Origin of the sequence: Mangrovitalea sediminis (assembly GCF_002514725.1) — a bacterium.
Lineage (GTDB): Bacteria > Pseudomonadota > Gammaproteobacteria > Pseudomonadales > Oleiphilaceae > Mangrovitalea > Mangrovitalea sediminis.
Genome location: NZ_NTLB01000005.1, coordinates 540,297 through 563,853 on the forward strand (window position 1 = coordinate 540,297; position 23,557 = coordinate 563,853).

22 protein-coding genes are annotated in these 23,557 nt (G+C 57.7%); 12 read left to right on the forward strand and 10 right to left on the reverse strand.

The genetic code is table 11. From position 1 onward, the window contains the following. Positions 1-25: 25 nt before the first annotated feature. The 6 genes from CLR77_RS14905 to CLR77_RS14930 are packed head-to-tail and all read right to left on the reverse strand — an operon-like array spanning position 26 to position 6,222. Complete coding sequence (locus CLR77_RS14905) at positions 26-478, reverse strand: type IV pilin protein (RefSeq protein WP_097461449.1); 453 nt, start codon at positions 476-478, stop codon at positions 26-28. Positions 479-487: 9 nt separating this feature from the next. Continuing rightward, positions 488-3,793 carry a PilC/PilY family type IV pilus protein gene (locus tag CLR77_RS14910; RefSeq protein WP_097461450.1) on the reverse strand — a complete coding sequence of 1,102 codons (3,306 nt, stop codon included), beginning with the start codon at positions 3,791-3,793 and terminating at the stop codon, positions 488-490. Continuing rightward, entirely contained in the window at positions 3,793-4,347 is a 555-nt protein-coding gene (locus tag CLR77_RS14915; protein WP_097461451.1) for a pilus assembly PilX family protein, read from the reverse strand. Before CLR77_RS14915 ends, CLR77_RS14910 begins: the two co-directional genes overlap by 1 nt. A gap of 11 nt (positions 4,348-4,358) precedes the next feature. After that, the gene (locus tag CLR77_RS14920; protein ID WP_097461452.1) at positions 4,359-5,105 is read right to left on the reverse strand and encodes a PilW family protein; all 747 of its coding nucleotides are present in this window, start codon (positions 5,103-5,105) and stop codon (positions 4,359-4,361) included. Further along, positions 5,102-5,641 carry a type IV pilus modification protein PilV gene (pilV, locus tag CLR77_RS14925; protein WP_097461453.1) on the reverse strand — a complete coding sequence of 180 codons (540 nt, stop codon included), beginning with the start codon at positions 5,639-5,641 and terminating at the stop codon, positions 5,102-5,104. Before pilV ends, CLR77_RS14920 begins: the two co-directional genes overlap by 4 nt. Then, positions 5,638-6,222, reverse strand: a complete 585-nt coding sequence (locus tag CLR77_RS14930; protein ID WP_158227218.1) for a GspH/FimT family pseudopilin — start codon at positions 6,220-6,222, stop codon at positions 5,638-5,640. The genes pilV and CLR77_RS14930 overlap by 4 nt, the downstream gene beginning before the upstream one ends. Before the next feature lie 678 nt (positions 6,223-6,900). Between CLR77_RS14930 and CLR77_RS14935 the strand changes: the two genes are divergently transcribed. Beyond that, positions 6,901-7,395 (forward strand): Panacea domain-containing protein, encoded by a 495-nt coding sequence (locus CLR77_RS14935; protein WP_097461455.1) that lies wholly within the window; start codon positions 6,901-6,903, stop codon positions 7,393-7,395. Here CLR77_RS14935 and CLR77_RS14940 read toward each other — a convergent pair. Continuing rightward, on the reverse strand, positions 7,386-8,270 hold the full coding sequence (locus CLR77_RS14940) for a LysR family transcriptional regulator (RefSeq protein WP_198962781.1): 885 nt from the start codon (positions 8,268-8,270) through the stop codon (positions 7,386-7,388). The genes CLR77_RS14935 and CLR77_RS14940 overlap by 10 nt on opposite strands. A gap of 81 nt (positions 8,271-8,351) precedes the next feature. Between CLR77_RS14940 and CLR77_RS14945 the strand changes: the two genes are divergently transcribed. Next, positions 8,352-9,320 (forward strand): zinc-dependent alcohol dehydrogenase family protein, encoded by a 969-nt coding sequence (locus tag CLR77_RS14945; RefSeq protein WP_097461456.1) that lies wholly within the window; start codon positions 8,352-8,354, stop codon positions 9,318-9,320. 62 nt (positions 9,321-9,382) lie between these two features. Continuing rightward, complete coding sequence (locus CLR77_RS14950; RefSeq protein ID WP_198962782.1) at positions 9,383-10,009, forward strand: DUF4865 family protein; 627 nt, start codon at positions 9,383-9,385, stop codon at positions 10,007-10,009. Positions 10,010-10,097: 88 nt separating this feature from the next. Here the strand turns inward: CLR77_RS14950 and CLR77_RS14955 are convergent, their stop codons facing one another. Next, a complete protein-coding gene (locus CLR77_RS14955; RefSeq protein ID WP_097461457.1) occupies positions 10,098-10,745 on the reverse strand; it encodes a LysE family translocator in 648 nt (215 codons plus the stop codon). Between the two features lie 136 nt (positions 10,746-10,881). Between CLR77_RS14955 and CLR77_RS14960 the strand changes: the two genes are divergently transcribed. After that, on the forward strand, positions 10,882-11,364 hold the full coding sequence (locus CLR77_RS14960) for an Lrp/AsnC family transcriptional regulator (protein ID WP_097461458.1): 483 nt from the start codon (positions 10,882-10,884) through the stop codon (positions 11,362-11,364). A gap of 55 nt (positions 11,365-11,419) precedes the next feature. Here CLR77_RS14960 and CLR77_RS14965 read toward each other — a convergent pair whose 3' ends face one another. Further along, positions 11,420-12,313, reverse strand: coding sequence for a LysR family transcriptional regulator (locus tag CLR77_RS14965; RefSeq protein ID WP_097461459.1), 894 nt, complete (start codon positions 12,311-12,313; stop codon positions 11,420-11,422). A 214-nt stretch (positions 12,314-12,527) separates the two neighbouring features. Here CLR77_RS14965 and CLR77_RS14970 point away from each other — a divergent pair, with 214 nt between their 5' ends. From CLR77_RS14970 to CLR77_RS14995, 6 genes are all read left to right on the forward strand, one after another. Further along, on the forward strand, positions 12,528-13,304 hold the full coding sequence (locus CLR77_RS14970; RefSeq protein WP_097461460.1) for a DeoR/GlpR family DNA-binding transcription regulator: 777 nt from the start codon (positions 12,528-12,530) through the stop codon (positions 13,302-13,304). Further along, on the forward strand, positions 13,301-14,317 hold the full coding sequence (locus tag CLR77_RS14975; RefSeq protein ID WP_097461461.1) for an ABC transporter ATP-binding protein: 1,017 nt from the start codon (positions 13,301-13,303) through the stop codon (positions 14,315-14,317). The genes CLR77_RS14970 and CLR77_RS14975 overlap by 4 nt, the downstream gene beginning before the upstream one ends. After that, a complete protein-coding gene (locus CLR77_RS14980) occupies positions 14,310-15,593 on the forward strand; it encodes an ABC transporter substrate-binding protein (RefSeq protein ID WP_097461462.1) in 1,284 nt (427 codons plus the stop codon). Before CLR77_RS14975 ends, CLR77_RS14980 begins: the two co-directional genes overlap by 8 nt. Positions 15,594-15,687: 94 nt before the next feature. Then, the gene (locus CLR77_RS14985; RefSeq protein ID WP_097461463.1) at positions 15,688-16,554 is read left to right on the forward strand and encodes a carbohydrate ABC transporter permease; all 867 of its coding nucleotides are present in this window, start codon (positions 15,688-15,690) and stop codon (positions 16,552-16,554) included. Positions 16,555-16,562: 8 nt separating this feature from the next. Beyond that, entirely contained in the window at positions 16,563-17,402 is an 840-nt protein-coding gene (locus CLR77_RS14990; protein WP_097461464.1) for a carbohydrate ABC transporter permease, read from the forward strand. A gap of 42 nt (positions 17,403-17,444) precedes the next feature. Then, entirely contained in the window at positions 17,445-18,251 is an 807-nt protein-coding gene (locus CLR77_RS14995; RefSeq protein ID WP_097461465.1) for an HAD-IIB family hydrolase, read from the forward strand. A 58-nt stretch (positions 18,252-18,309) separates the two neighbouring features. Here the strand turns inward: CLR77_RS14995 and CLR77_RS15000 are convergent, their stop codons facing one another. Continuing rightward, positions 18,310-18,963, reverse strand: a complete 654-nt coding sequence (locus CLR77_RS15000) for an OmpW/AlkL family protein (protein WP_097461466.1) — start codon at positions 18,961-18,963, stop codon at positions 18,310-18,312. Positions 18,964-19,312: 349 nt separating this feature from the next. On the opposite strand from CLR77_RS15000, the gene CLR77_RS15005 reads away from it, so the two are divergent. Together CLR77_RS15005 and CLR77_RS15010 are read left to right on the forward strand one after the other, a co-directional pair. Further along, a complete protein-coding gene (locus CLR77_RS15005; RefSeq protein WP_143269426.1) occupies positions 19,313-22,258 on the forward strand; it encodes an LVIVD repeat-containing protein in 2,946 nt (981 codons plus the stop codon). Between the two features lie 160 nt (positions 22,259-22,418). Continuing rightward, entirely contained in the window at positions 22,419-23,540 is a 1,122-nt protein-coding gene (locus CLR77_RS15010; protein WP_097461468.1) for a flavin monoamine oxidase family protein, read from the forward strand. Positions 23,541-23,557 lie beyond the last annotated feature (17 nt).

Below are 23,557 nucleotides of genomic sequence, written 5' to 3' on the forward strand. Positions count from 1 at the left end.
AAAGGCATCCGGCCGCGACGTGACCTTACCAGCAGTCCGTCGCGGTACCGGTAACGGATTGCGCCCCTTGATCGTTGATCTCAAAGGTGCCGCAATCATCGTTCTTTTGCGCGTTTTCCGGCACGGCGTCAGCGGTGAAACCCGTTCCGCCGTTGTTCAGCACCACCGATACCGCATAGAAGGCCTCATTGGCACTCGGCACCTCCAGACACGTCGAGGCCCCACCCGTACAGGTTGTCGAGACTGAGGCATAGCCGAGATTCGCCAGACTGCTCGTGTAGGCATTGTTGGTGGCGTAGAACTTCTCCTCCTTCGACGCGATATCCAACAGGGTCGTTTTCGCGGACGTACGACGGGATTCCTGAACCTGTTTCTCATAGAGAGGCAGGGCTATCGCCGTCAGTATCCCGATGATGACCACCACGATCATCAACTCTATCAACGTAAACCCCTTCTGGTGACGACTGCCGCGTCGCATACATAACTCCTATCGGATTTGTGCCCAGGTCAATTGACCGCCGTTACTGCTGTATTCCGGGTTGATCTGTTGAACCACACCCTGCCCGTTGCTGGTCTGGTTGATCAGGTAGTGATCCACCTTACCGTTGACGTTGGCACTGACCACAGACGGCGAGCCAGTGGCATTGGTGGTCACACCGCTGACAATCGATTCAGAGCTGATGTTGGAGAAGTACGAGACTGGGAGCGCCGCGCCTGTGGCGGGATTCAGCGCCATTGTCCAACCCTCGGCACTTTTCACCGAGCAGGTGAACGGTGAATTGTTTGGCGGTATCACGGTGTTTACGACGAAAGCACCGAACGACTCGATCGGATTGAAGACAACCTGCTCAGTCTGGTTCGATGAGCCAATGCCAGTCACCCCCAGATACCCTGGCAAATCGAGGTACCACCCAAACTGGCCTGATGAGAGCGAGTTGTTGCTTACGGTGCGATACCCTGTCACCGCACCGGCGGACGTGTTGTAGGCACCGGTAATCGTCTGTTCCTGCAATTCCTTGGTAGTAATGGGATTTGTCGGGCTCGGCGCAGACGATAACCCCGTCCAGCTCGCGTATTGTTTCGAGCCCAGACTGTTCCACCCCCCCATATCCCAATCCAGAATGCCGTAAAGCGACTGTTGGCCGGTAGCGTATTTAGCGGAGGAATCCGCGGTTTGGGCGATGGACTGCCCTGTTCCAAAGTCCACCATCAGTTGGCCACGCCCCTTGACAGAGGCCGTACTCAACACCATGACCTTGGTGGTGATCGGCTGATTGTTGGGTGTGGAGAACAGCGGGTTTGGCGTGGTGCCACCAAAGGTCGAGACGTGCCATTTCGAAGGGTCGCTGCTGGTCAGGTCAAAGCGCCACAGGTTGCCGTCAACGTCGCCCGCATACACATAGTCGGTGATATGGTCACCATCCAGGTCCGCGGGCGTGACATAGGCAATGCCGTCAGGCGCCGTCGACGAGCCTGCGCCGGTGTCCAGAAAATAAGTATCCGAGAAGGCGCCGGTCGACGGATCGACCGTCATGGCATACATCCCGGCGTGCCCACCGGCACTGTCCAGGCCATTTCCGAACAGAATCGCCCACTTCCCATTGTGCAGACGACGGATCTGGGGCGTGCCATAGGTTTTACCCAAATACTGACCGCACTGACTATTGTTGGTGCACGAAAGTGTCGACGGCCCCCATTCCCTCAGCACGGAGGTAGCAGAGAACTTACCCGGATCGGTGATATCGAGCGCATAGATCGCGTTGCCCCCCGCGCCCAATCCACCGACCAGCCAGGTGTGCCAGGCTTTGTTGTAGAAAAGATCGCCGGTACCGGGCGTCGCGTCTAAAAAGTAGTTATGGGCATAGTGGACAGAGGAATAGTCCGCAACGCCACTGTTGGCACTATTGTGAATGGCTTTGAGGACAGCCTGCGGCATGTAGGCGACCTCCTCATTGCCGTCATTGGCCGTCGCATCGTAGTTGCCGCTGCTAGTGTAGGCACCGGATTCGAAACCGTGCAGGAAGCCATCGTTGGCGCCGTCATAAACCATATTCGTGCGGGTCGCATAGGTACTCTTGAACGCTGAATAGGCCTCTGCGCTGGTACCATTCTCCGGTACGCTGGCAGCGGAACCTCCCGCCAAGTCGTCCGTCCAGACATCCGGATACGGAGACGCCGGCGGTCCGACCCAGACCGGACTGGAATGGATAATATCGCCGAGCACACTGCTGCGTGCCCGGAACATGCCCGTTCCGGAGCTGTTGATCTCGTTGGAGCGATCTCCCGTCAGGTAGGAAAGACGGTACTGCCCCTCATTGTCATCGTTTAACCAGCCCTGCTCTGTCGACGTGAGACTGGACCAGTTTAGGGGGATCCCCTGTGAACCACTCCAGGTCAGCAGCGTACGACCGCTCTCGGCGGTCATGCCCGTCGCACCAGTCGAGGGACAGACTCCGCCGGTAAGGACACAGGATGCATCCCAATTTGCCGTTGGGCTGATTGATGCCGCGCCAGTGCTGCTGTTAACCAGCAGGTCGTGCGACGTCAGCTGCCCCCACCAGTTATCAGTGTGGTAATAGGCCAGATAGACCTGAGTACCAGTCTTGACCTCGCCGGATTGCTGTACGTTCAGACTCGCAGAGCTCGCGGACTGGTTGGCGGGAGCCGCCTGGAAACAGGTAATCTCGTGCACGTTATCGCTGCCGCCGGTCGAACCCCCGAAGCCGAACTTGAACGAACTGGGCAGCGGACCGTTCGCCGATGTAATGCTCTGCTTCGTCAGGACGGGTACATAGCTGCCGCCGTTATAGCTGTACCAGAGACTCAACAATCCATCGTGGGTGACTTTCAGCTTGTAACTGACCGGCGTGGCCTGCGTTCTCTTGGTTGCGCTTTCGTTGGCAATCGGCGTATTCGAAGGCAGCACGACGTACGAATTGGGGATGACATCGTAGTCAGCAACAGCCTTACCCGTGTCCTGCGGGTCGAGGTAGGTATAGGCCTTATTGTGGTAATACTGGGTCGTATAGTTGTCGTAATTCCACAGATCACCGCTTTTACAGGTGTTTTTTACGGCGTTCAGTTTATCGCTATATGAAAGCGTCGACGGATAATCATCGGGATAGTTGGCGTTCAACCATGACCACGCAATGTTGCCATATCCCCGCATGCCGATACGTCCCGGCTGATAGCCGGGCCCTGTGTGCGTGTTATCCGACGGATTGAGGAAGTTACCGTACTCGTCGATCCCCAGACCGAGATAGGCGCCGACCATGCCTTTATAGGGATTGTTAGAATTGGAGCAGCTGTAGCCGAGACTCCCGCCCCAGGCCCCCAAGTTGGCCGCCTGAGTCCCATCGATCAAATAGAAACCGATACCATCCGCACCGTGCCCACCCTGATTGTCACCGCCATAGGTATAGGTGGTGAAGGTCACCTGGACACCATCGTTGGTGGGATAGGTCGTGTTCGAGATAATGGCGCCCGCCTGATGGTAATAGCAGGTGCCGTTGGCGCAGCCATTCGTCAGTCGTAGCGCACCATATCCGGGGGAATCGGCGTTGTTCGTGAGCCCCGTCTGCTGCTGAGAACCGTAATAACTCAACCCCTTGCAGGCCGGGATGGTGCCGGAATTATCCCCCGCCGTCAGGCAGGCGCCTTCAAGTGCCGTCCAGTCCATCGTGGATGAGGTGCCGGTAAAGTTATCTTCCAGGGTCACCGCGACGGCTGTCTCCGCGATAAGCGATAGCCCCACAAGCAACAGAGGGAAAACGAAACGCATGGCCATCTTCATCAGAGTGCTCCCAGATCAACAACGCCGCTGGAAAGTTCGAACGTGCTTTTGATGATGGATACAGCGTTGGCATTGCCACCGAATCCCAGCGCTGTAATTTCGTAAACCTGTCCTTGACCATTCGAGGACAGCCCCAGGTATTGGATATAGAACTGTGGATAGGCGTAGTAGGTTCCCTTGCCGCCGGAACTGGAGATATCCGACGCATTCACTCCTGGCGCGGAAGTATCCGTGTAGCCGTTGGTCAGCGCCGCTAACGGCGCATTCTTTATGCTCACCGCGTTCGTGCAGATCGTTGCTGCCGTCAAGGCCGCCGCGCAATTGCTGCTCTGAGGCAACGGCGATGTAACGGATTGATCGATCAACGATTCCGCGTGATGTAGCGCTACCTGTGCCATCTGCAACGCCCGCGCCTTTTCCTTGACGCTGCCGGCGACCTTCTCCTGTAACCCCGCACCGCGGAACATGCTTACCCCGAGAATACTCAGGACCAGCAGCAGCAAAATGCTTGCTATGAGAACGAACCCCGATTGCCGACGAGTTGGTTGGCCCATGACACTCCCCCTCAACGCACGTTTTGCATGAGTGCTAAGACACTATGAATCGGCGGCAAGGTACTGTTCTGACCAGCCTGCCCCGCCAGCGGGTTATCGAAGGTGAGTGCCAACTTGACGGAGTTCACCAGAGACCATTCCTTGCTGCTCAGTTGGTCCGCCGGCAAATATTGCAGCGCCGATCCACTCCCTGTTGTATCCACGCCGTAGAGCACCGTCATCGCCTTCACGCCAGAGACAATGGTCTCCGGCGCCTTACCGTTGACCGAACACTGGAAATCCCCACTGTTGCTCACGGAAAAAGTATTGGTGACCAATGTCCCGGTGGTCTCGGCCTGCCCCAGACAATCGAGGGTATTGACGTTGCTATCGGCGATGAAGCGTACCGACAGGGTATCGCCCGGCGCTGCAGCAGCATGGGTGCCGCTGATAACCTGACCGATGGCAAAGGAACCGCTGGCCGCAAAATCGTTGGTCGAATACGGAGAAGCCGGGGCCGGCGTTTGGTAGTTCAGGTAAACCGGATAGTAACCCGCCATATGGACGGTATTCGCGGCGACCGTCAGCGCGAGGCGCTCACTCCCCTGCAAATCGCTAAGGCTGTTTTCCGTCGAAAATGTGCCTCGCGTCGATTGCCAGATGGTAAAGAGGATCAGCAGCAGGAAGGTGCTGAGCAGAATGGCGATCATGACCGAAATCAGGCTGAGTCCGGACTGCCGGCCACAACGGTTGCCGTGAATTCTTGCGGAGGTCTTCATAGCACGCTCACCAAGCTATAGGTCTTGGCCGTCGCCGTTGTTGAGTTTGTCGCCTGGGTTCCGGTGTTCACCGCAGCCGCAATCTTCATTCGCCAATTGATGGTGATTTTGCAGGTATCCGGCGTGCCGATTTGACAGGCGACGATTCCGGACGCGCCTGGAATTTGCTGACGTAAATCGTCTCCCCATTGCCGCAGGTCGTAACTGGCCAGTTCCGTGGGGCTGCAGGTCGAGGAGGAACAGTCCTTGGTGATGGAAGACAGGGTCGGATCGCTGAGGACGGTCGTACTGTTCTTTGATGTGACCGAAATAGGCGTGGTGGAAAACAGGCCATCGGCCCAGTAACCGGGATTAGCCGTGATGGCATCCGCCATGCTTTGGGCCTCCACCGCGACAATGGATTCGTAACGAGCGCCCGATGTGGTGCTCAGCGTATTGGCCTGCAGGGCGGCCATGCCCAACAGGCCAAAGGCTATCACCACAAGGGCAACCAGGACCTCGACCAGAGTGAACCCTGCGGAAGCTCTCGCCGTCATGGACAGACTCCCGGATTGTTGGTTTCAGTGTCGGTATAGGTTTTCCCCGTCATGGGAACAATAAGGCAATGGCGCCACTGGGGATCGTTGGCAGCGTTGTGCAGCGACAGTACGCCCGGAGTGGTCGCGCCCATGCGGTTGATGGTCAACCAATCGAGATTACCGGAGAAATTGCCGGGTTGACCCGCCGTCCCCGTGAGCGTATCCGCCTGAGTACCACCGGCGAGGGGCGAATGCACCCGCAACAAGGCATCACCCTGGGTGGACTGCAGTGTGTGATCACCATTGAAGTCGCTGAAAATGATCCAGCCTGTGCCCCAAGAGGCGCTGTCGCTGCAGGATTGCAGATCCTTCGACGCACAGATAGTGACCGGGATACCGCGTGAAACAGCGGAGATACGGGCAAACTCGACGTCACCGTTGAGATCGTTCATCTCGCTGGCAATCCGGTCGCCGGTCTGAACGTTTTCGTAGGACGGCAGCGCAAACATCAAGAAGATGGCGATGACAGCCAACACCACCATCAATTCGATCAGCGTGACGCCCTGATAACGAGTCAGCGGTCGAAGAGCTCTTTTCATCGGCATTCCCAAGGCACCGGTGCGCCTACCACTAGGAAAACTTGCACTCATCATTACCCGAATGTTTGCGATTGGCTTGGCAGGCACAGTAGTTGTCGTATTAACGCCTCGCGCTTCCTGCCGCAGCTACGACGACCTTCGCCGAAACTTACGCCAGGCTGCATTGGTGATAGAAAAGGGTTGGAGTTTGATCAATGTGAAAAATGAGCCAGATCAACGTCCCAGGGCATCATTACTCGTGCCACATCCCATTGATTCTTCCGTTTTTATTTGAATATCCGTGGATTAGTGGCCCATTAATTTTTTTTCACCCTGAAGACATCTAACGGCAAAGACCTCGCTGGCAACATGGCAGCCGCATCTTGGCTCTACCGTGACAGCTATCTCGGCAAAGAGTTCCGGAGCGACCTCTGTTCCAGATTGATTGAGAGGTTTAATCCAGCGCGGACAGCGCGAAAACCGGAGGGGTGCCTGAGCAGGGGCGTCAAGAAAACTTGACGTAGGTCATCGGCCAAACAGCGTTGTATGGGTATGTTTGTCCGGACATAATAGAGAGGGACCGACCGGGCATCCGATCGTCCATTACGATCGATCAAGGACCGTCGTCAGTCTTAGTCCTCAGCTTTGGTGTAAACGTAACGGCATGGATATGCCACAACGCTAGTCAGAATCGCCGCCATGGAAACGCCTGTCGACCGAAACAAACTTTACGCGCTCAGCGATTACATCATCCGCTATTCCGTCAAAAACGGAATTCCTGTCAACGTCATCAAGGTACAACGACTGCTTTATGTCGCCTATGCCTGGCATTTGGCGTTTTTCGGCAAGAAAACGCTCTTTACTGAAACCTTCGAAGCCTGGAAATTCGGTCCGGTATGTAGAACCCTCCATGACCGTTTTCAGGGACAACGGGATGTACGACAACCCCTGACATTATCCGACTGCTGGTATTCCTCCCCGCCAGAGACGGTGATCGGTCGCCGCGAGCGACTCCACCTCGACAATGTACTCAACACCTATGCGGATATGTCGGCCGACGAGCTCGAGGACATGCTTCGTTATGAAACGCCCTGGCGCGAAGCCCGTGCCGGCCTTGCCGCCCACGAGGACAGTAGCCGTCCGATACCCCAGGAAGTGATCTACAGCTATTACAAGAGCAGAGTTCACTTGTAATCGGATACCAGAGACCTCAAGGCGTCGGCAACGGCCTCTACCCGGGGGGAACGACGGACATCCGGGTGAATCACGAGCCACGCTGTGCGTGAAACCGGGCATGGAAGGTGAGGGACAGGCACCAGTTCAGGCGCGCCTTCCCCCAGGAAATGCGGCAGCACAGCCACGCCATACCCCTCGCGGCAAGCCTGAAAAAGGACATTCAGGTCATTGCTGCGCAGCGAAAAGGAACGGTTCCCTGCCAAGCTCTCCAGCCAACGCTGTTGCGGTGTCTGGCTAAGGCTCTCGTCATAGCCCAGAAACTGCCAGGTCGCTTCATCCCCTGCCAGCCATTCCTCACGGGCATATAGCCCAAACTCGAAGGTGATCAGAGGACGTGCGGCCAGTCCGGGCGTTACCGGGCGATCGAAGCGCACCGCGATGTCGGCTTCGCGCCGGTTAAGATCGGCTTCACGGTTTTCGCCAATCAACTCCAGACTGATACCAGGCCAGCGCTGATGAAAGGCCGTCAGTCGCGGTACCAGAAAATGCGCTGCAACGGCCGGCGGAGCGGATACGCGAACACGCCCACTCACCGCTCCCACGCCCAGCGCGGCTCGTCCGAATCCCAGCGCTTCAGCCTCCATGCGCCTGGCCTGCTTGAGCAACGTTTCACCTTCCTGCGTGAGCATCCAACCCCGCGCCATACGATCGAACAACCGTAAGCCCGTGGCAGCTTCCAAGCCGCCAATGCGGCGGGCCACCGTGGAATGTTCAACATTCAACACCCTTGCTGTCGCCGACAGGCTGCCTTGACGGGATAGTTCAATGAAGTAACGGATGTCATCCCAGTTCATTTGCCGAACGGTCAACGCAGATTCTGTGTTTTTTTGCACACTGAATGGCTCTTTTTTTGGAATTCCATTCATTTTTGCTCAGTGTAATCTGTCCACTCAAGCGAAACTGGAGCCTCAGCCATGAAAGCCATCCTTTTTTCACGCACAGGTTTGCCAGAAGAGGTCCTGAGCCTGGGAACCGCACTGGAACCCACCCCTGCCCCGGACCAGGTTCTGATCCGAGTCACCACCCGCTCCATCCAGCCTGCTGATTTACTGTTTATCGAGGGCCGTTACCGCTATACACCGAGCTTTCCCCAGATCGCCGGTTTCGATGCTGTCGGCACCGTTATCGATACGGGCCCTGGCGTGACGGACCTTGCACAGGGAACCCGAGTGGCCTTCCGGGGCGTTGGGGCCTGGGCCGAGATGGCTGTTGCGTCCAGATCAAGGGTCTATCCGGTACCAGAGGCCCTATCTGATGACGTGGCAAGTCAGTTCGCGCTGAATCCGTTGACGGCCTGGGGCTTGATCGATGAGTGCAGGCTTGCGCCAGGCGCCCGTCTACTGATTACGGCAGGACGTTCAATTGTCGCGAGCCTGCTGACCCTCCTCGCCCGACGCCAGGGACTGAACCCTGTACTGCTGATCCGGAATGAAGACGGCTATGTCACCGTTGATGGCAATGACGGGAGTGTGATTGCCCACGCGGCGAGCGTCGCCCAGGTTCTGCAGGGCACCTTAAAGGGCGAAGGCTTCAACGCCGTGCTGGATGCGGTGGGAGGCGTCGATAGCCTGGCACTGATCGACGCATTATTGCCGGGAGGTCGCCTGGTCACCTATGGCCTGTTAAGCGACACTGATATCACGCTGAAGGGATCTACGCTGCTCCGCAAAAACCTTATCTGGCAAGGCTTCGGTATCGAAAAGTGGGTTAGCGAAAAAACGCCGGAAGACATGCACGAAGCAACCCGTGAATTATGGGCGGTGCTCGCCGAACACCCCCATGTCATGCCGGTGATCGGACGCTTCCCGCTGGAGCGGTTTCAGGAAGCCCTGCAGGCCGTACGCAATGCGACACGGCCGGGAAAGGTGCTCCTGACGAACTGAGCCGGCTCAACCCGGAAAACCTGAATCACATCATGCCGGAGATGGCTTGCGCAATAACCGGCATGAGCCAACAGCCAACCATCAATCGCAGTGAGCAACTGCTCCGGGGTGTCACCATGCAAGCGATGCAATACAGTTTCACACTTCCAGCGGACTACGACATGTCAATCATCAGCCGGAGGGTGAACGACAAAGGGTCTGCGCTGGACAACCACGCGCCGTTGATTTTCAAGGCTTACCTCAGCGCGCGGAGAAACTCCACGGAAACACCGAGCCACGAAAACCTATACGCCCCCTTCTACCTATGGCATGACAACGACGGCATGACGGACTTCCTGACAGGACCTGGTTTTGAGGGCCTCGTCAACGCCTTCGGCTGGCCAGCCGTCAATACCTGGCCCGGCATGATCGCCTGTAAAAGCGGCTCCGGTTTCAAAGAAGCACGATTCGCCAGCCGGGAAGTCCTGCATATTCCCCCTTTCACCACGATGGAAAACCTGAGGGCCGAAGAACGCCGCCTGGTGGAAAAGGCTACCGACACCCAGGGGGCACTTCTGGCGTTGACGGCCTTTGAGCCGTCCCACTGGACACTCGTTCGCTTCCGGCTCTGGCCAGAGGACACAACACTCACCAATGATCCAAACATTCAGCTGTACGACGTACTGCACGTTTCACATCCGGCAGGATAGTCAGGTTCCCGGCGCGGCGGGACCTGACATCAGGCCTGCCGCTGTTCGTTAACGGTCGACCTCACGGGAGCAGTTTCTGTCACTCCTATCAAAACCCTGTACGCCACACCGCCAAACGAATGCCGAGCCCGATCATCAGCGACGCAAAGACGAAACTCTGTAACCGCTGCACGACAGGGCTGCGCGTCAACCATTTGCCGATATTATGACCCGCCATGGCATAGGCGGCGTCGAAACCCAGTCCCAAGGCCACCAGTACAACGCCCAGCAGCGCGAATTGGGTCCCCATCGAGCCACCGCCCGGCTGCACGAATTGCGGTAGGAGCACCGAACAGAAGACCAGCGCTTTGGGGTTGAGCAGGTTGGTCAACAGCCCTCTACGCACTGCTGTTTTATAGCCAACCGCTTTCAGCGCCGGAGATGATGTCTGAGAGCGTTCCTGCGCGGACGCCCCCAGCCCCCCCGAAAAAAACATCCGCCCACCAAGCAGGATGAGGTAGGCGCCGCCCAATATACGAACCGCGTCGAATGTCCAGGGGGTCGATTTAAAGAGCGCCGCCAGCCCGAGCGCCGCGAGAATGACATGCGTCATACGGGCAATACCCAGGCCGAAAGCCACAGCCAGGGCCTTGCCCCGGCCCAATACGACGCCCGTTTCCAGAACCAGAAGCATATCCGGTCCCGGTACCAGATAGACCACAACCAATGCGGCGATGAACATCCAAAGGTTTTCCATGAACTCGGCCCTGCCCGAATAGCTTTAGCGACGCGCCATTCTAGCGCTCCCCCAGCAGTACCCGATTGCCAACTTGCCCCACGAAACGGCATTTTGCGATATATTCTGCCAATACTTTCGGCAAAGGTTTGCAGTTATGCCAAAACATGACATAGACCGTTTTGATCAAAAGATCCTTGAGGCCTTACAGAAAAACGGGCGCCTCACAAACGTCGAGCTTGCAGAGGAAATCGGCCTGTCTCCCTCCCCCTGCCTTCGACGGGTACGGGCGCTGGAGAAATCCGGGGTGATCAAACGCTACGGTGCGGTCCTGGACAGGGATGAAGTTGGGCTGGGACTTACGGTTTTCGTTGGCGTCAAAGTGGAACGCCATAATGACAGGGAGGCCGCCGTTTTCCGCGAGGCCGTGGAGTCCCTGCCCGAAGTGGTCGCCGCCCACCTGGTCTCCGGCGAATCGGACTTCCTGCTGCAGGTCGTGGTTCCCGATCTCAGGGCATATGAGCGTTTTCTCACGGGCACTCTGCTGAAGCTGCCGGGCGTGAGCGACATCCGCAGTAACTTTGCCATTCAAACCGTGAAGCAGGAAAGCCCCTTACCGCTGAGCCATTTGCCCCGTTAAAGACTTACTTGGATACCCGCTCGAGTTGCGGTCAATAGGCTCGGGACTCGGGCCGTCATTCATTCCCCAGCCGATCGATCAGGAAGTCGATCAGGACCCTGACTTTGTGGGGCAGGAAACGTCTGGCCGGATATAGGGCATAGATCGTTGTGCTGGGCTTTTCCCAGTCGGGCAGCAGCTCCACCAGGCGCCCGGCCACAAGGTCATCCGCAACCAGGACCTGCGGCTGCAGGACGATACCCAGCCCCTCCCGCGCCGCGTCGATCAAAACTGCCGTGTCGTTAACCACCAGGGAGCCTTTGACGGCCACCTCGACCGGATCGCTCTCCGGACCGAAAATCCAGTGTCCGGTCTCGAATCGACGTTTGTTATAGAGACAGTTGTGCGCCACCAGATCCATCGGCGTTCGCGGTGTGCCGTTGGCTTCGAGATAACTGGGTGCCGCCAGCAACATATTGTTCAATGGCTTCATCAAGGGCCGGCCTACCAGCTTCTCATCAACGGAATGCAGGTTGACCCGCAGCGCCAGGTCGTACCCCTCCTCAACCAGGTCGGTATGCCGATTACTGAGCGTCAGGTCGATATCGATCTCCGGGAATTCCCGCCGGAACTCTGCCAACAACCCGCCCAGGCGGCGTTGCCCGAACTCGACACTGGATGTCATACGGATGAGGCCGTTGGGTGTGCCGTTCTTACAGCTGACGACCGACGCGGCTTCATCGACATGCTCCAGGATCGTACCCACGCGAACGAGGTAATCGGCACCCACTTCTGTCAGGGTCAACCGGCGGGTCGTACGGTACAGAAGGCGCGCACCGAGTTGTTGCTCCAAGGCAGCCACATGCTTTGTCACCATACCGCGAGACAGTTGCAGATGGTCTGCAGCGGCGGCGAAGCTGCCTGAGTCGACGACAGCCTTGAAAACACGCATGGAGGTGAACGTATCCATAATTCCCCGTCAATAAACAGTAGCAACCAAACTTCCGACATTACCCCTCAAAACAAAAATAGTCGAACACAACGAACCGATTGATCCCCAAACTGCCGATCGCCCCCGTGGTAACCCCAACCCCAAATTGTCATAGAGCTGCCACATAACTTTCATACGAAACCTGGATACTCTCCCTCGAAACAAAAAACGCCTATTGGGTTAAACGGTCGAAATGCAGCTATCCGAACGACAGAGCATTATTCTTCAACGTCTCAGAGACGAAGGCGGCACCTTATCCAGCGCCGTGATCAGCGATCTGTTCGATGTGTCCATTCAGACAATTCGCAAGGACCTGAATGCGCTGAGCGACGCGGGACTGGTGAAGCGGGTCCACGGCGGCATTACCTTACCAGTACAGACACACAACCTCTCTTTTCATAACCGGCAGGTGATCAACCTGCAGGCCAAGCGGGCCATCGCTGCTCGTGTCGCCGCCGCCATTCCAGAGGGAGCGAGCCTGTTTCTGGGCATAGGAACCACCCTTCAGCAAATTGCCCAGGCGCTCACACAGCACTCGCACCTGACCGTGATCACCAACAACCTGAATGCAGCCATGACCCTGTGCCAGAACCCGTCCATCGACACCTATCTTTGCGGCGGCAAGCTGCGGCCATCCGATCAGGACCTGATGGGCGAGGACGCCACCCGTTTTCTGCGCCGCTTCCACGTCAACTTTGGCATTTTCGGGGTCGGCGGTTTGGGCGAAGACGGCACCCTGTTGGACTTCTCCCCGGAGGAATCCCATATCTCGACCGCCATCATGGACAACAGTGAACAACGCATCCTCGTCGCCGACAGAAGCAAGTACCTGCGCAGCGCGCCCATCAAGACCGGCGTTCTCGACGACGTGGACAGCTTTTACACCGACAGCCTGCCTAGCGCCCTGCAAACCACCTGTGCGGCGGCCGGTCTTCATGTCGTCGAATGTCTTGGGAGGATGTCTGCATGAGCTTCCTCTCGGTAAAGGGTCTATCCAAGCAATGGGCCGATACACAGGCTGTCAGCGATCTCAGTTTCGACGTCGACGAAGGCGAGTTCATCGCCCTGCTCGGTCCGTCCGGTTGCGGCAAGTCGACCACGCTCAAGATGATTGCCGGGCTCGACACACCCTCTGCGGGCCGGATACTGCTCAACGGACAGGACATCACCGATCGGGCACCGGGGCAGCGGCGCCTGTCCATGGTGTTTCAGTCCTATGCCCTGTTCCCACACTTGAGCGTGAAAGAGAACATTCTCTTTGGCCTGAAAGCACGCAAAGTCGCTGCGAACGAACAAAAACAGCGACTGGATCGGGCGGTGGAGCTGGTCAACCTTGGAGATCAGCTCCATAAGAAGCCTTCCCAGTTGTCCGGCGGTCAATGTCAGCGGGTAGCCCTGGCGCGAGCCATCGTTTCCCAGGCGCCGCTCTGCTTGATGGACGAACCGCTGTCCAACCTCGACGCCAAGCTGCGCAATGAAATGCGCAGCGAGATCCGGGCCCTGCAGAAGCAGCTCGGCCTGACAGTGCTTTACGTTACCCATGACCAGATAGAAGCGATGAGCATGGCGGACCGCATCCTGTTGCTCAACGATGGCAAACTGGAGCAAAGCGGTGCACCTGAAGCCCTTTACAACCAGCCCGCAAGCCTTTTCGTTGCACGCTTTATCGGCCATCCACCGATGAACATCCTGGAAAAAGGCGACCGTTTGGTCGGCATCCGCCCCGAGCACATCCGGCTGACCGGCCACAGCCAGTCCCCGAACGCCACCGTAATGCACTGCGATTACCAAGGTTCCGACACGCAGATCTGTGTCGATCACCAAGGCGCATCGATAACGCTGAGTTTGCAGGGTCACCACCTGCTCCCCCAGGGACATCCGCTGGATATCACCTGGGACCGTCAACACGAGCACCACTTCTCAACACAAACCGGCCTACGCCAAACCGCTCCCTCACAACCGAAGGAAAGTTCTCATGTTTAAGATTGGCAAGAAGCGCCTTCTGGCGGCTGCACTGGCAACACTCGTCTCCGGCATCGCCCAGGCGAAAACGGACCTGACGATGTATTACCCCATCGCCGTCGGCGGCCCGCTCACCAAAGTGGTTGACGGCATGGTCAGCGACTTCGAGAAGCAAAACCCCGACATCCACGTCAACGCCATCTATGCCGGTAACTACAACGATGCCCGCGTTAAGGCGCTGGCAGCCCTGAAAAGCGGTCAGCCCGCCCAACTGGCAGTCATGTTCTCCATCGACGTACATGAGCTGATGGATCTCCATGCCATCATCCCGTTCGATGAAATGGCGAAAACACCCGAAGACAAAGCCTGGCTACACAGCTTCTATCCGGCGCTGATGAAGAACGGCGAAGTGAACGGTAAAACCTGGGGCGTTCCCTTCCAACGTTCGACCATCGTGATGTACTACAACAAGGATATGTTCCGCGCGGCCGGCCTCGATCCGAATCACCCGCCCGCGACCTGGAAGGAACTCGTCAGCATGGGTGAAAAGCTGACCCATAAGGATGCCAACGGCGACGTCACCCAATGGGGTCTGATGATTCCATCCACAGGCTATCCCTATTGGATGTTCGGTGCGCTGACCAAGGAAAACGGCCAGGTTCTGATGAACCAGGCAGGCACCAAAACCTACTTCGACAAACCCGCTGTTGTTGAAGCACTGTCATTCTGGAAATCCCTCGGCACCCAATATCACATCATGCCGAAGGGGACGATCGACTGGGGTACCCTGCGCCAGAACTTCCTGGACCAGAAAACCGCAATGATGTGGCACTCCACTGGTAACCTGACGGCAGTGAAGAACAACGCCAAGTTCGACTTCGGTGTCGCCATGCTGCCGGCGAACAAGGAACCCGGCTCGCCGACCGGTGGTGGTAACTTCTACCTGTTCAAGCATTCGACGCCTGAACAGCGCGAAGCGGCCTTCAAACTGGTGAAATTCATGACATCGCCGGAAGAAGCGGCCAAGTGGAGTATCGCGACAGGCTATATGGGCGTCAGCCCGGCCGCCTACAAGACGCCGGCCCTGGAATCCTATGTGAAAACCTTCCCCCAGGCTGCCGTTGCCCGCGACCAGCTCAAATATGCCACAGCAGAGCTTTCCACCCATCAGTCCGGTCGTGTGAGAAAGCTTCTGGATGATGCGATCCAAGCCGCCCTCACCGGCGAGGAATCGCCCAAGGCGGCCCTCAGCTCCGCCCAGAAACAGGCAACTCGCATCCTGCGCCGTTACCACTAACGACGTAGCGCAAGGCGCGAGACACACCGGGGCGGGTGCCACCCAAGGCACCTGCCCTTTTTCTACCGCCAAGGGTCCAACCACGACAGTGACAATGACACGCAACCAACAGCTCTACGCCTGGCTGCTTCTGCTGCCGGCCCTGGCGTTGCTTACCGCCTTCACCTACATGCCGACCGTCGCCACGATCTGGCACAGTTTCACCGGCTCTGGCATGCAGGATAATGTGGGATTCAACCTGGATAACTACCGGGACCTGATAGACGACGACGTCTTCTGGCAGGTGCTGCGTAACAATCTGATTTACGCGGCGGTTACGGTGCCTGTATCGATCGTGCTGGCACTGGTGATGGCCCTGTGGGTCAACAGCAAGATCCGCGGCAAGGGCGCACTTCGTCTCGCCTATTTTACGCCGACGATTCTGCCGATGATTTCCGTCGCCAACATCTGGCTATTCTTCTATACCCCGGAAATCGGACTGTTCAACACCATCCTCGGCTGGTTCGGCCACAAGGGCTATAACTGGCTGGGCGATCCCAACCTGAGCCTGTATAGCCTGATGCTGATGGCAATCTGGAAAGAAGCCGGGTTCTTCATGATTTTTTATCTGGCCGCCCTACAGGGCATCAGCCCGGACCTTTACCAGGCTGCGGAACTGGAAGGCGCCGGGCGCTGGACGCGTTTCCGCCGGATTACATTGCCGCTGTTGATGCCAACGACGCTGTTCGTTCTCATCAATGCCTTCCTGAACGCCTTCAAGCTGGTGGATCACCTGTTCATCCTGACCAAAGGCGGCCCCAACAACGCCAGCAACCTGTTGCTGTACTACATCTACGAAAACGCCTTCAGCTTCTTCGATACCGCCTACGCTTCCGCGCTTACCGTGGCGCTGTTACTGATTCTGGTGGTCATTGCGCTGATCCAGTTCGGCGTTATCGAACGTCGCGTGCATTACCGGTGAGGCCCGCCATGTCCCAACGCTCGACTCAGTCCAAGCTCCTTTCCCAAGTGACCCAAAGCCTGTCCACTGCCAGCGCCTGGGTACTGGGTCTGCTCTGGATTTTCCCGTTGCTTTACGCCTTCTGGGCCGCCTTTCACCCGCCAGCCTATGTCACGCATTTCAGTCTGACGGCACCGCTGACCCTGGCCAACTTCGTCAAGGCGTGGCACCAGGCGCCGTTTATGAGCTATATGGTCAACACCGTCGCCATCACCCTGTTGATCCTCGCCTTCCAACTCGTACTCTGTACCCTGGCCGGCTACGCCCTCGCCCGCATTGCCTTCCGGGGACGGGGACTGGTTTTTGCACTGATCCTGATGCAGCTGATGGTGGTCCCGGAAATCCTCATCGTCCAGAACTACCAGACCATCGCCAGCCTGCATGCCGTCGATACCTATTTCGGTGTGGGGCTGCCCTATTTCGCCAGCGCCTTCGGCATCTTCCTGCTGAGGCAGACCTTCAAAACGATTCCGCAGGAACTGGAAGACGCTGCCCGCATCGAGGGCTGCTCCACCCTGCAGATCATCCGCAAAGTTTATGTGCCACTGGCTAAGCCCACCTATGTGGCTTTCGCACTGGTCTCCATTAGCTATCACTGGAACAACTTTCTCTGGCCCCTGGTCGTCACCAACACCGCCAACAGCCGGCCGCTCACCGTCGGTATGGCGATCTTCGGAGCACCCGAATCCGGCGTCGACTGGTCCGTCATCTGCGCAGGCACACTGATCTCCATCGCACCGTTGCTGATCGCCTTCCTGATGTTCCAGCGTCAGTTCGTGCAATCCTTTATCCGCGCCGGTGTGAAATAATCCTCCACCCTTTTTGGCCCATCGGGCTAAGGAAACCTTTTCATGCAAGACAGTACTCCGACCCGCCTACCGGCATCGTTCGATACTCCGGTTAAGGTCGTTTTCACCGATGTGGACGACACACTGACGTGGGAAGGCAAATTACCGCCCGAAACCTTTCTGGCGCTTGAGCGTCTTCGTCGCAGCGGGATTAAAGTCGTGCCGGTGACCGGCGCCAGCGCAGGATGGTGCGACTGTATCGTTCGCACATGGCCGGTAGAGTCTGTTATTGGCGAGAACGGCAGCTTCTGGATGCAGCGTAACGCATCAGGCCACGTTATCCGTACCTTCCGCGAGACAGAGAGCCGGAGAAACGATAACAACCGCCGCCTTAAAGCCCTGGGATCGGAAGTCATGCACCGATTCCCCGAGATCGGCTATACCCAGGATCAACCGTTCCGCTTGACGGACATGGCCTTCGACATCGCACAGCAGGCCCAGGTACCCCTCGATGTGGCCCACGCCGCCACGGAGTGGCTCAAAGCACAGACGGAAGTCTCCGCGCGGCTCAGCTCAATCCACCTGAATGTCTGGATCGGCGACTACAACAAGGCAGATACCGCCCTCGCCTGGCTGAATCAGCATCACCCCGAGCTGTCAGCGGAACATTGTGCCTTTATCGGTGACTCCCCGAACGACGAAGCCATGTTCGAGCATTTCCCCCGATCCATCGGGGTTGCCAATATCCAGCGCTTTCTCGCGCACATGCAACACCAGCCCCGTTACATCACGGAGAACACCGGCGGTTACGGTTTTGTAGAGTTGTCGGAATGTCTTTTGAAAGGATTAACGGAAGATACGACGCTGTAGGTCAAGTGGTTGAGGGCAGCCGGAAGACGGCTGCCCCTGCGATCAGTTGCCGCCGCGCTCAGAAGCGATAGCCCACACCCAGGGAATAGAACCAGGGGTTCAGCGTCATTTTTACATTTTGCTCAATCATGCCGGTCAGTCGGGCTGTCGTCTTCATGTGCACATAACGCGCGCTGGTCGTCAGGAGCCAGCGATCGTTCAGATTAAGATCCAGGCCGGCTTGAGCCCCCATTCCCCAGGCGTCGTCAACAGAGACGTTCAGGCCATTAAAGGCATTCTTCTCATCGAAGAAGTGGGCGTAATCGACGTCCAGTCCCACATAAGGCTGCCATTTCGAGTTCGGCATGAAGTGGTAAGTCACCGCAGCGCCAACCGGTAATTGGCTGACATCTGCCAGGCGGTGCAGTCCCAACCGGCCGAGCCGGTCGTTGCCTTTGACTTCCTGATAGAAAGGCCACGCCGTGTACAACCCCACCCCCAGATGGGAATCGAGGCGTCGCGTGACCGAGAAACCGACGGAGGCGGCCTCATCCAGGAAAATCTCGCTGTTGGATATGTTGTTCAAGCCGTCGCTGGATTTGTCGGGAACGACGCCGGTAAGGGTTCCCTTCACGACCCAGTTGCCTTCAGGGGCGGCTGAGGCTATGCCAGGTAGCGCTAGAGCGGTGCTGATGGCTACAGCCGGGGCCAAGCGATAAAAGATTTTTTTCACGTGTGTCTCCGTTGTTTGAACGGTATCGAGTCAATAACCTGTCCTGACGATTGGCCCGCCTATGCCGGCAAACTCTTAGGACTTTCTATCACTTTAGAGAAGCTGATAGCGGCTTTCAGCAGAACTTTTGCGAAATTAGGCTATTCCTGACTCAAATCAAATGTCACTCGCCCGCGACAACAACCCAAACCAATTTTGATAAGCGTCAATATTTAGTACTTATCCCCCGCTTACAGTATCCACTTATTGAAAGCTTCACGTTCAATGATGACGTTTTACGCTCTGCCTGACGGAAAAGGCTCTAGTGAAAATGCCTCTAGGTATTGCCTTGGGCAATTGGAGATACAGCATGATAACGACAAGGTTTACAAGCGCTTGGCTATTGGTCATCGCGGCTGGCCTCACCAGTCTATTGAGTGGCTGCAATAGTGGCGGGGACACGACAACACTCGACGCCCAGACAGCGATTGAATCGAATATCACCACCCAGACAGACCAGATCGGCGGTGCCTCGACCAGTGCAGTCCGTTATGTAGACGGTTCCGGCACCAACTGGGCCCTCTTCAACATGTCCGATTACCTGAAGATTACTCCCATCTCCACCACCAAGGGGTCCGAGTACACCTTATCGATGGGCTCCTATATCCGCGACATCAAACTCGTGGATTACGGCGGTAACCACTATGCCCTGGTCGCGTTGGGGCGTGGCGGGATCGGCGTCGTCAACATCAACGACCCGGCCAACATGCAGTATCTCTACAGCGTAAAGGTGCATTACGAGCAGACCGGCATCACCTTTACCGAAGGTGGTGGTGACATTCTCACCAACCAGACCATCTCGAGTACCGATGCGCCGATCTCGTCCCTGGAAACGGACGGCACTTCGCTCTGGATCGGTGACGAAGGCTACGGCATCCAGAAAACAGCGCTGAGCAACCTGATCGGTAGCAGCCCGGTGACCAACGCCGATGGCACCCTGAAAATCGATTCCGGCGTCTACACCCTGCAATATGCCGGAGAGAATCCCTGGGGCGGCCCCCTGGACCTGAAACTGGTTAATGGTCACCTCTATGCGGCCTTGGGTTTCCTGGGTATTGGCATCTACAACCCCACGACTCTGGCACGCGAAGGCGGTTATAACCTGTATACCGATACTTCGGTCTCTGAAGACTGGGATGTCAACATGAACGTCGCCACCCAGGTCCAGTCTCCCAGTGCGAATTACCTTGATCCGGTCACCGGCATGCCTAACTATGAGCAGGCCGCTTTCGAGATCAATCAGGTTTGGCGCGACGGCGTCAGCGCCCCCACCCCTTGGGCCGACTTCGACCGTTACGGCAAGTACTACTACAACGCCCGTAAGCTGGATGTAGCCACCAATGTCGGTGCCGGCAACAACCAGACATACGTTTATATCGCGTATGGTCTGGGCGGTCTGGTGGCCGTCAACGCCACCAACCCTGCCAGCGTTTCGTATCTGGGCTATGCTCCCGCCGTCCCTGCCCACGGGCCGGATAAAGCGACCGGACAGCAGTCGAAAAGCATCTTCCCCCACTTCGGTTCAGGCATGTTGAAAGAAGCCGGTGTGGTGGATGTCGATGTCGATGTCGCCAACAACACCGTCTATTACGCCGATCACTTTGCCGGTCTGGTGGCCCTGAGTTCCGCCACCGATCCCAGCGCATGGCACGGTCCCAATGGGCTGCACGCCTATAACAACAACACCTCCGGGACTTTGGGTGACCACTGGCCGGACTATGAGTTCGTTACCTCCTATGACATGTCACCGGCTGATCCCACAGTAGAGGAATCGCTACCCAAATGGCTGACGGAGTCACCCGCATTGCTGGCGACCGGCGAAATCAGCGGCCACGGCGGTCCCATGTTCCTGATGCCCGGCATCTCTAGCGCGACCGGCAGCGTGGATCTGGTTCAGACCACGGGTGCAGGCGGCGTGAATTTCATCGACCTCGGCAATACGAGCGCAACTGCCATGGCAGACCGTTTCTCGGTCCCCGTGAAGTTTGCCAGCACCACCGAAGTCGCCGCCGGTGCGGGCGGTTCAACCGTTACGGCTTCCATCGGACATACCTCCGGCATTACCGCGGACGGCCGCTACCTCTATGTCGCTGACGGCCCCCACGGCATGAGTGTCTGGCAGATCGCCGATGACAATGGCAACCCGATCGACCAGCCTCACATCGTCGCCAATACGTTACAGAGCGAGGACCCCGTGACCGTCGGTGGCGTCACGATTCTGCCGACACCTCACGCCTACGGTGTGGTCTTGAATGGCAACGATGCCTATGTGATGTCGCAGAGCCTGGGTGTCCGCCGGGTCGACATCGCCGACGTCCTTAATGGCAATGCCAAGGCGGGCGCCCCCTTATTGTTGGCGCCTACAACGGCCGGCATCTATGAGCACAGCGCTGAAACCGGCAAATACGGCGGCCTCAAAGGCCAGGACCATGCCTATGACATGGTCATCTATGGCAATTACGGTATCGTTGCCGATGGCAGCAACGGTCTGACGGTCTATAACCTGAGCGTGAATCCCTCGGTCAGCGATCCCGTCGTCGCCAACCTGGGCGGCACCAGCGGCCAGCCTGAACTGGGCAGAGCGCTAGCGGTGAAACTCTGGACCGACACCTCGACCGGCAAGATCTATGCCCTGGTGGCCGCTGGTTCCTCCGGGATCGCCGTCGTCGACATGACAGGGCTGCTGGTGAATGGTCAGGCCAATGGCATGACGCTGATCAAACGCTTCGAGCCCATCAAGATGGAAGGCACCAAAGTGGGCGCCGCTGACGGCCATAGCGTCGACATGAAAATCGTTGGCAACTATGCCTACGTCAGTTACGACAGCTTCGGCATCCTCTGCTACAAAATGTCCGACCTGATCGCGCCCCTGCCCTCCGGCATCAGCGCGACCGCAGTGTGGGACAAGGCCGGCAGCTACGACTATCGCCCCCACGCCATGGCTCACTTCCGCCTGCAGGATCAAGCCGGCTATGCCAGCGCTGACGGCTCGGCGCAGTACATGACCGCTCAGTACTTCCCGGCCGACAAGCCGCTGCTGGACGCCAACGGCCACATCTATGTGCGTGACACGCCCAAGCTGATCATCTATGCCGCCTACGGTACCAGTGGCGTCGTCAAGCTGGACTGGACCGACCCGGCGAACCCGGTCATGCTGCAGCACAAGGAGACCGTGGGGACTGCAGAGGCGACCGCCATCGCCTATGGCAGAGTCTATGTGGCGGATAGCGACGGTGGTGTCGTCGTCCTCAAATAACAGACTCAAATGGCACTGAAAAGCCGGGCTCAATGCCCGGCTTTTTTGTTGAGCTTATTCTCTCCTGCCAAAAGTCACTGGACCGATTGGGGCTACCTGCCGGTAAAATCAGCGGTTATACGCCGCGAACGGGCGATACATTCCCAAAGGAAGAAACCTCATGACGACACCCTGTGTGGCCATTGTCGGCGGCGGTTTAAGCGGCCTTTATGCAGCGTTACGTCTCACCCAGGCCGGTATCGATTTCCGCCTGCTGGAAGCCAGGGAGCGCCTCGGCGGCCGCATTCATTCCGGCTATTCATCCGCCGGAGCGACCGACACCGCTTCGGCATTCGATCTTGGCCCCTCCTGGTTTTGGCCGGATTTCCAGCCACTGATGACCCGGCTAACGGCAGACCTGAACCTGGCCACATTTCCTCAATATACCGACGGCGATATGGTCGTGGAGCGCGCCCAATCACTGCCGCCGCAACGGATGGCTGGTTTTGACCAAGGCAATCTGTCGCTGCGCATCGCCGGAGGAACCAGCGCACTCATTCAGGCACTTGTGGCCAGGATTCATCCCGAGCGTCTCCTGCTGAATCACCCTGTGACCGCTGCCCGCCTGGTGGGGGACAGCATCCACCTTGACGTCGATAACAGGCCGGAGGCTGGGGCGCCGTTAGCGTTTTCCCACCTGCTCCTGGCAGCCCCACCCCGCTTGTTGGCAGGTAGCCTGGATATTCAACCACCGCTCAGGCCACAGGAACGAAATCATTGGGTTGATATGCCCACCTGGATGGCGCCCCATGCCAAGTATGTCGCGATCTATGATGCGCCTTTCTGGCGCCAGCAGGGGCTGTCGGGCATGGCCAGAAGCATGGTTGGTCCCCTTGCAGAGATTCACGATGCCACCAGTGCAAAGGGTCAGGCCGCGCTGTTTGGTTTTGTCGGTGTCCCGGCCGACGTCCGCCAGCGCCTGGGTCCCGAGGCCTTGAAGCACCACTGCCGGACCCAGTTGGAACGCCTGTTCGGCCCTCAGGCTGGAGCGCCTCTCGACGAACATCTCAAAGACTGGGCCAGCGATCCCTTCACGGCCACAGCGGCGGACCGGGAACCCGGTGACCATCCCGTTGCCACCGTGGATCTATCACAGGTCACAGGGCCTTGGGCCGGCCGAATGATGCTGATCTCCAGCGAGGCTGCATTGGAGCAACCCGGCTATATGGAAGGTGCCTTGCAGGCAACCGCCAGGATTTTGCCCTTGCTGGAAAGACTCAATGCAGGAAGCAGCCGGTTCTGAACATCGGTGACGGGCAA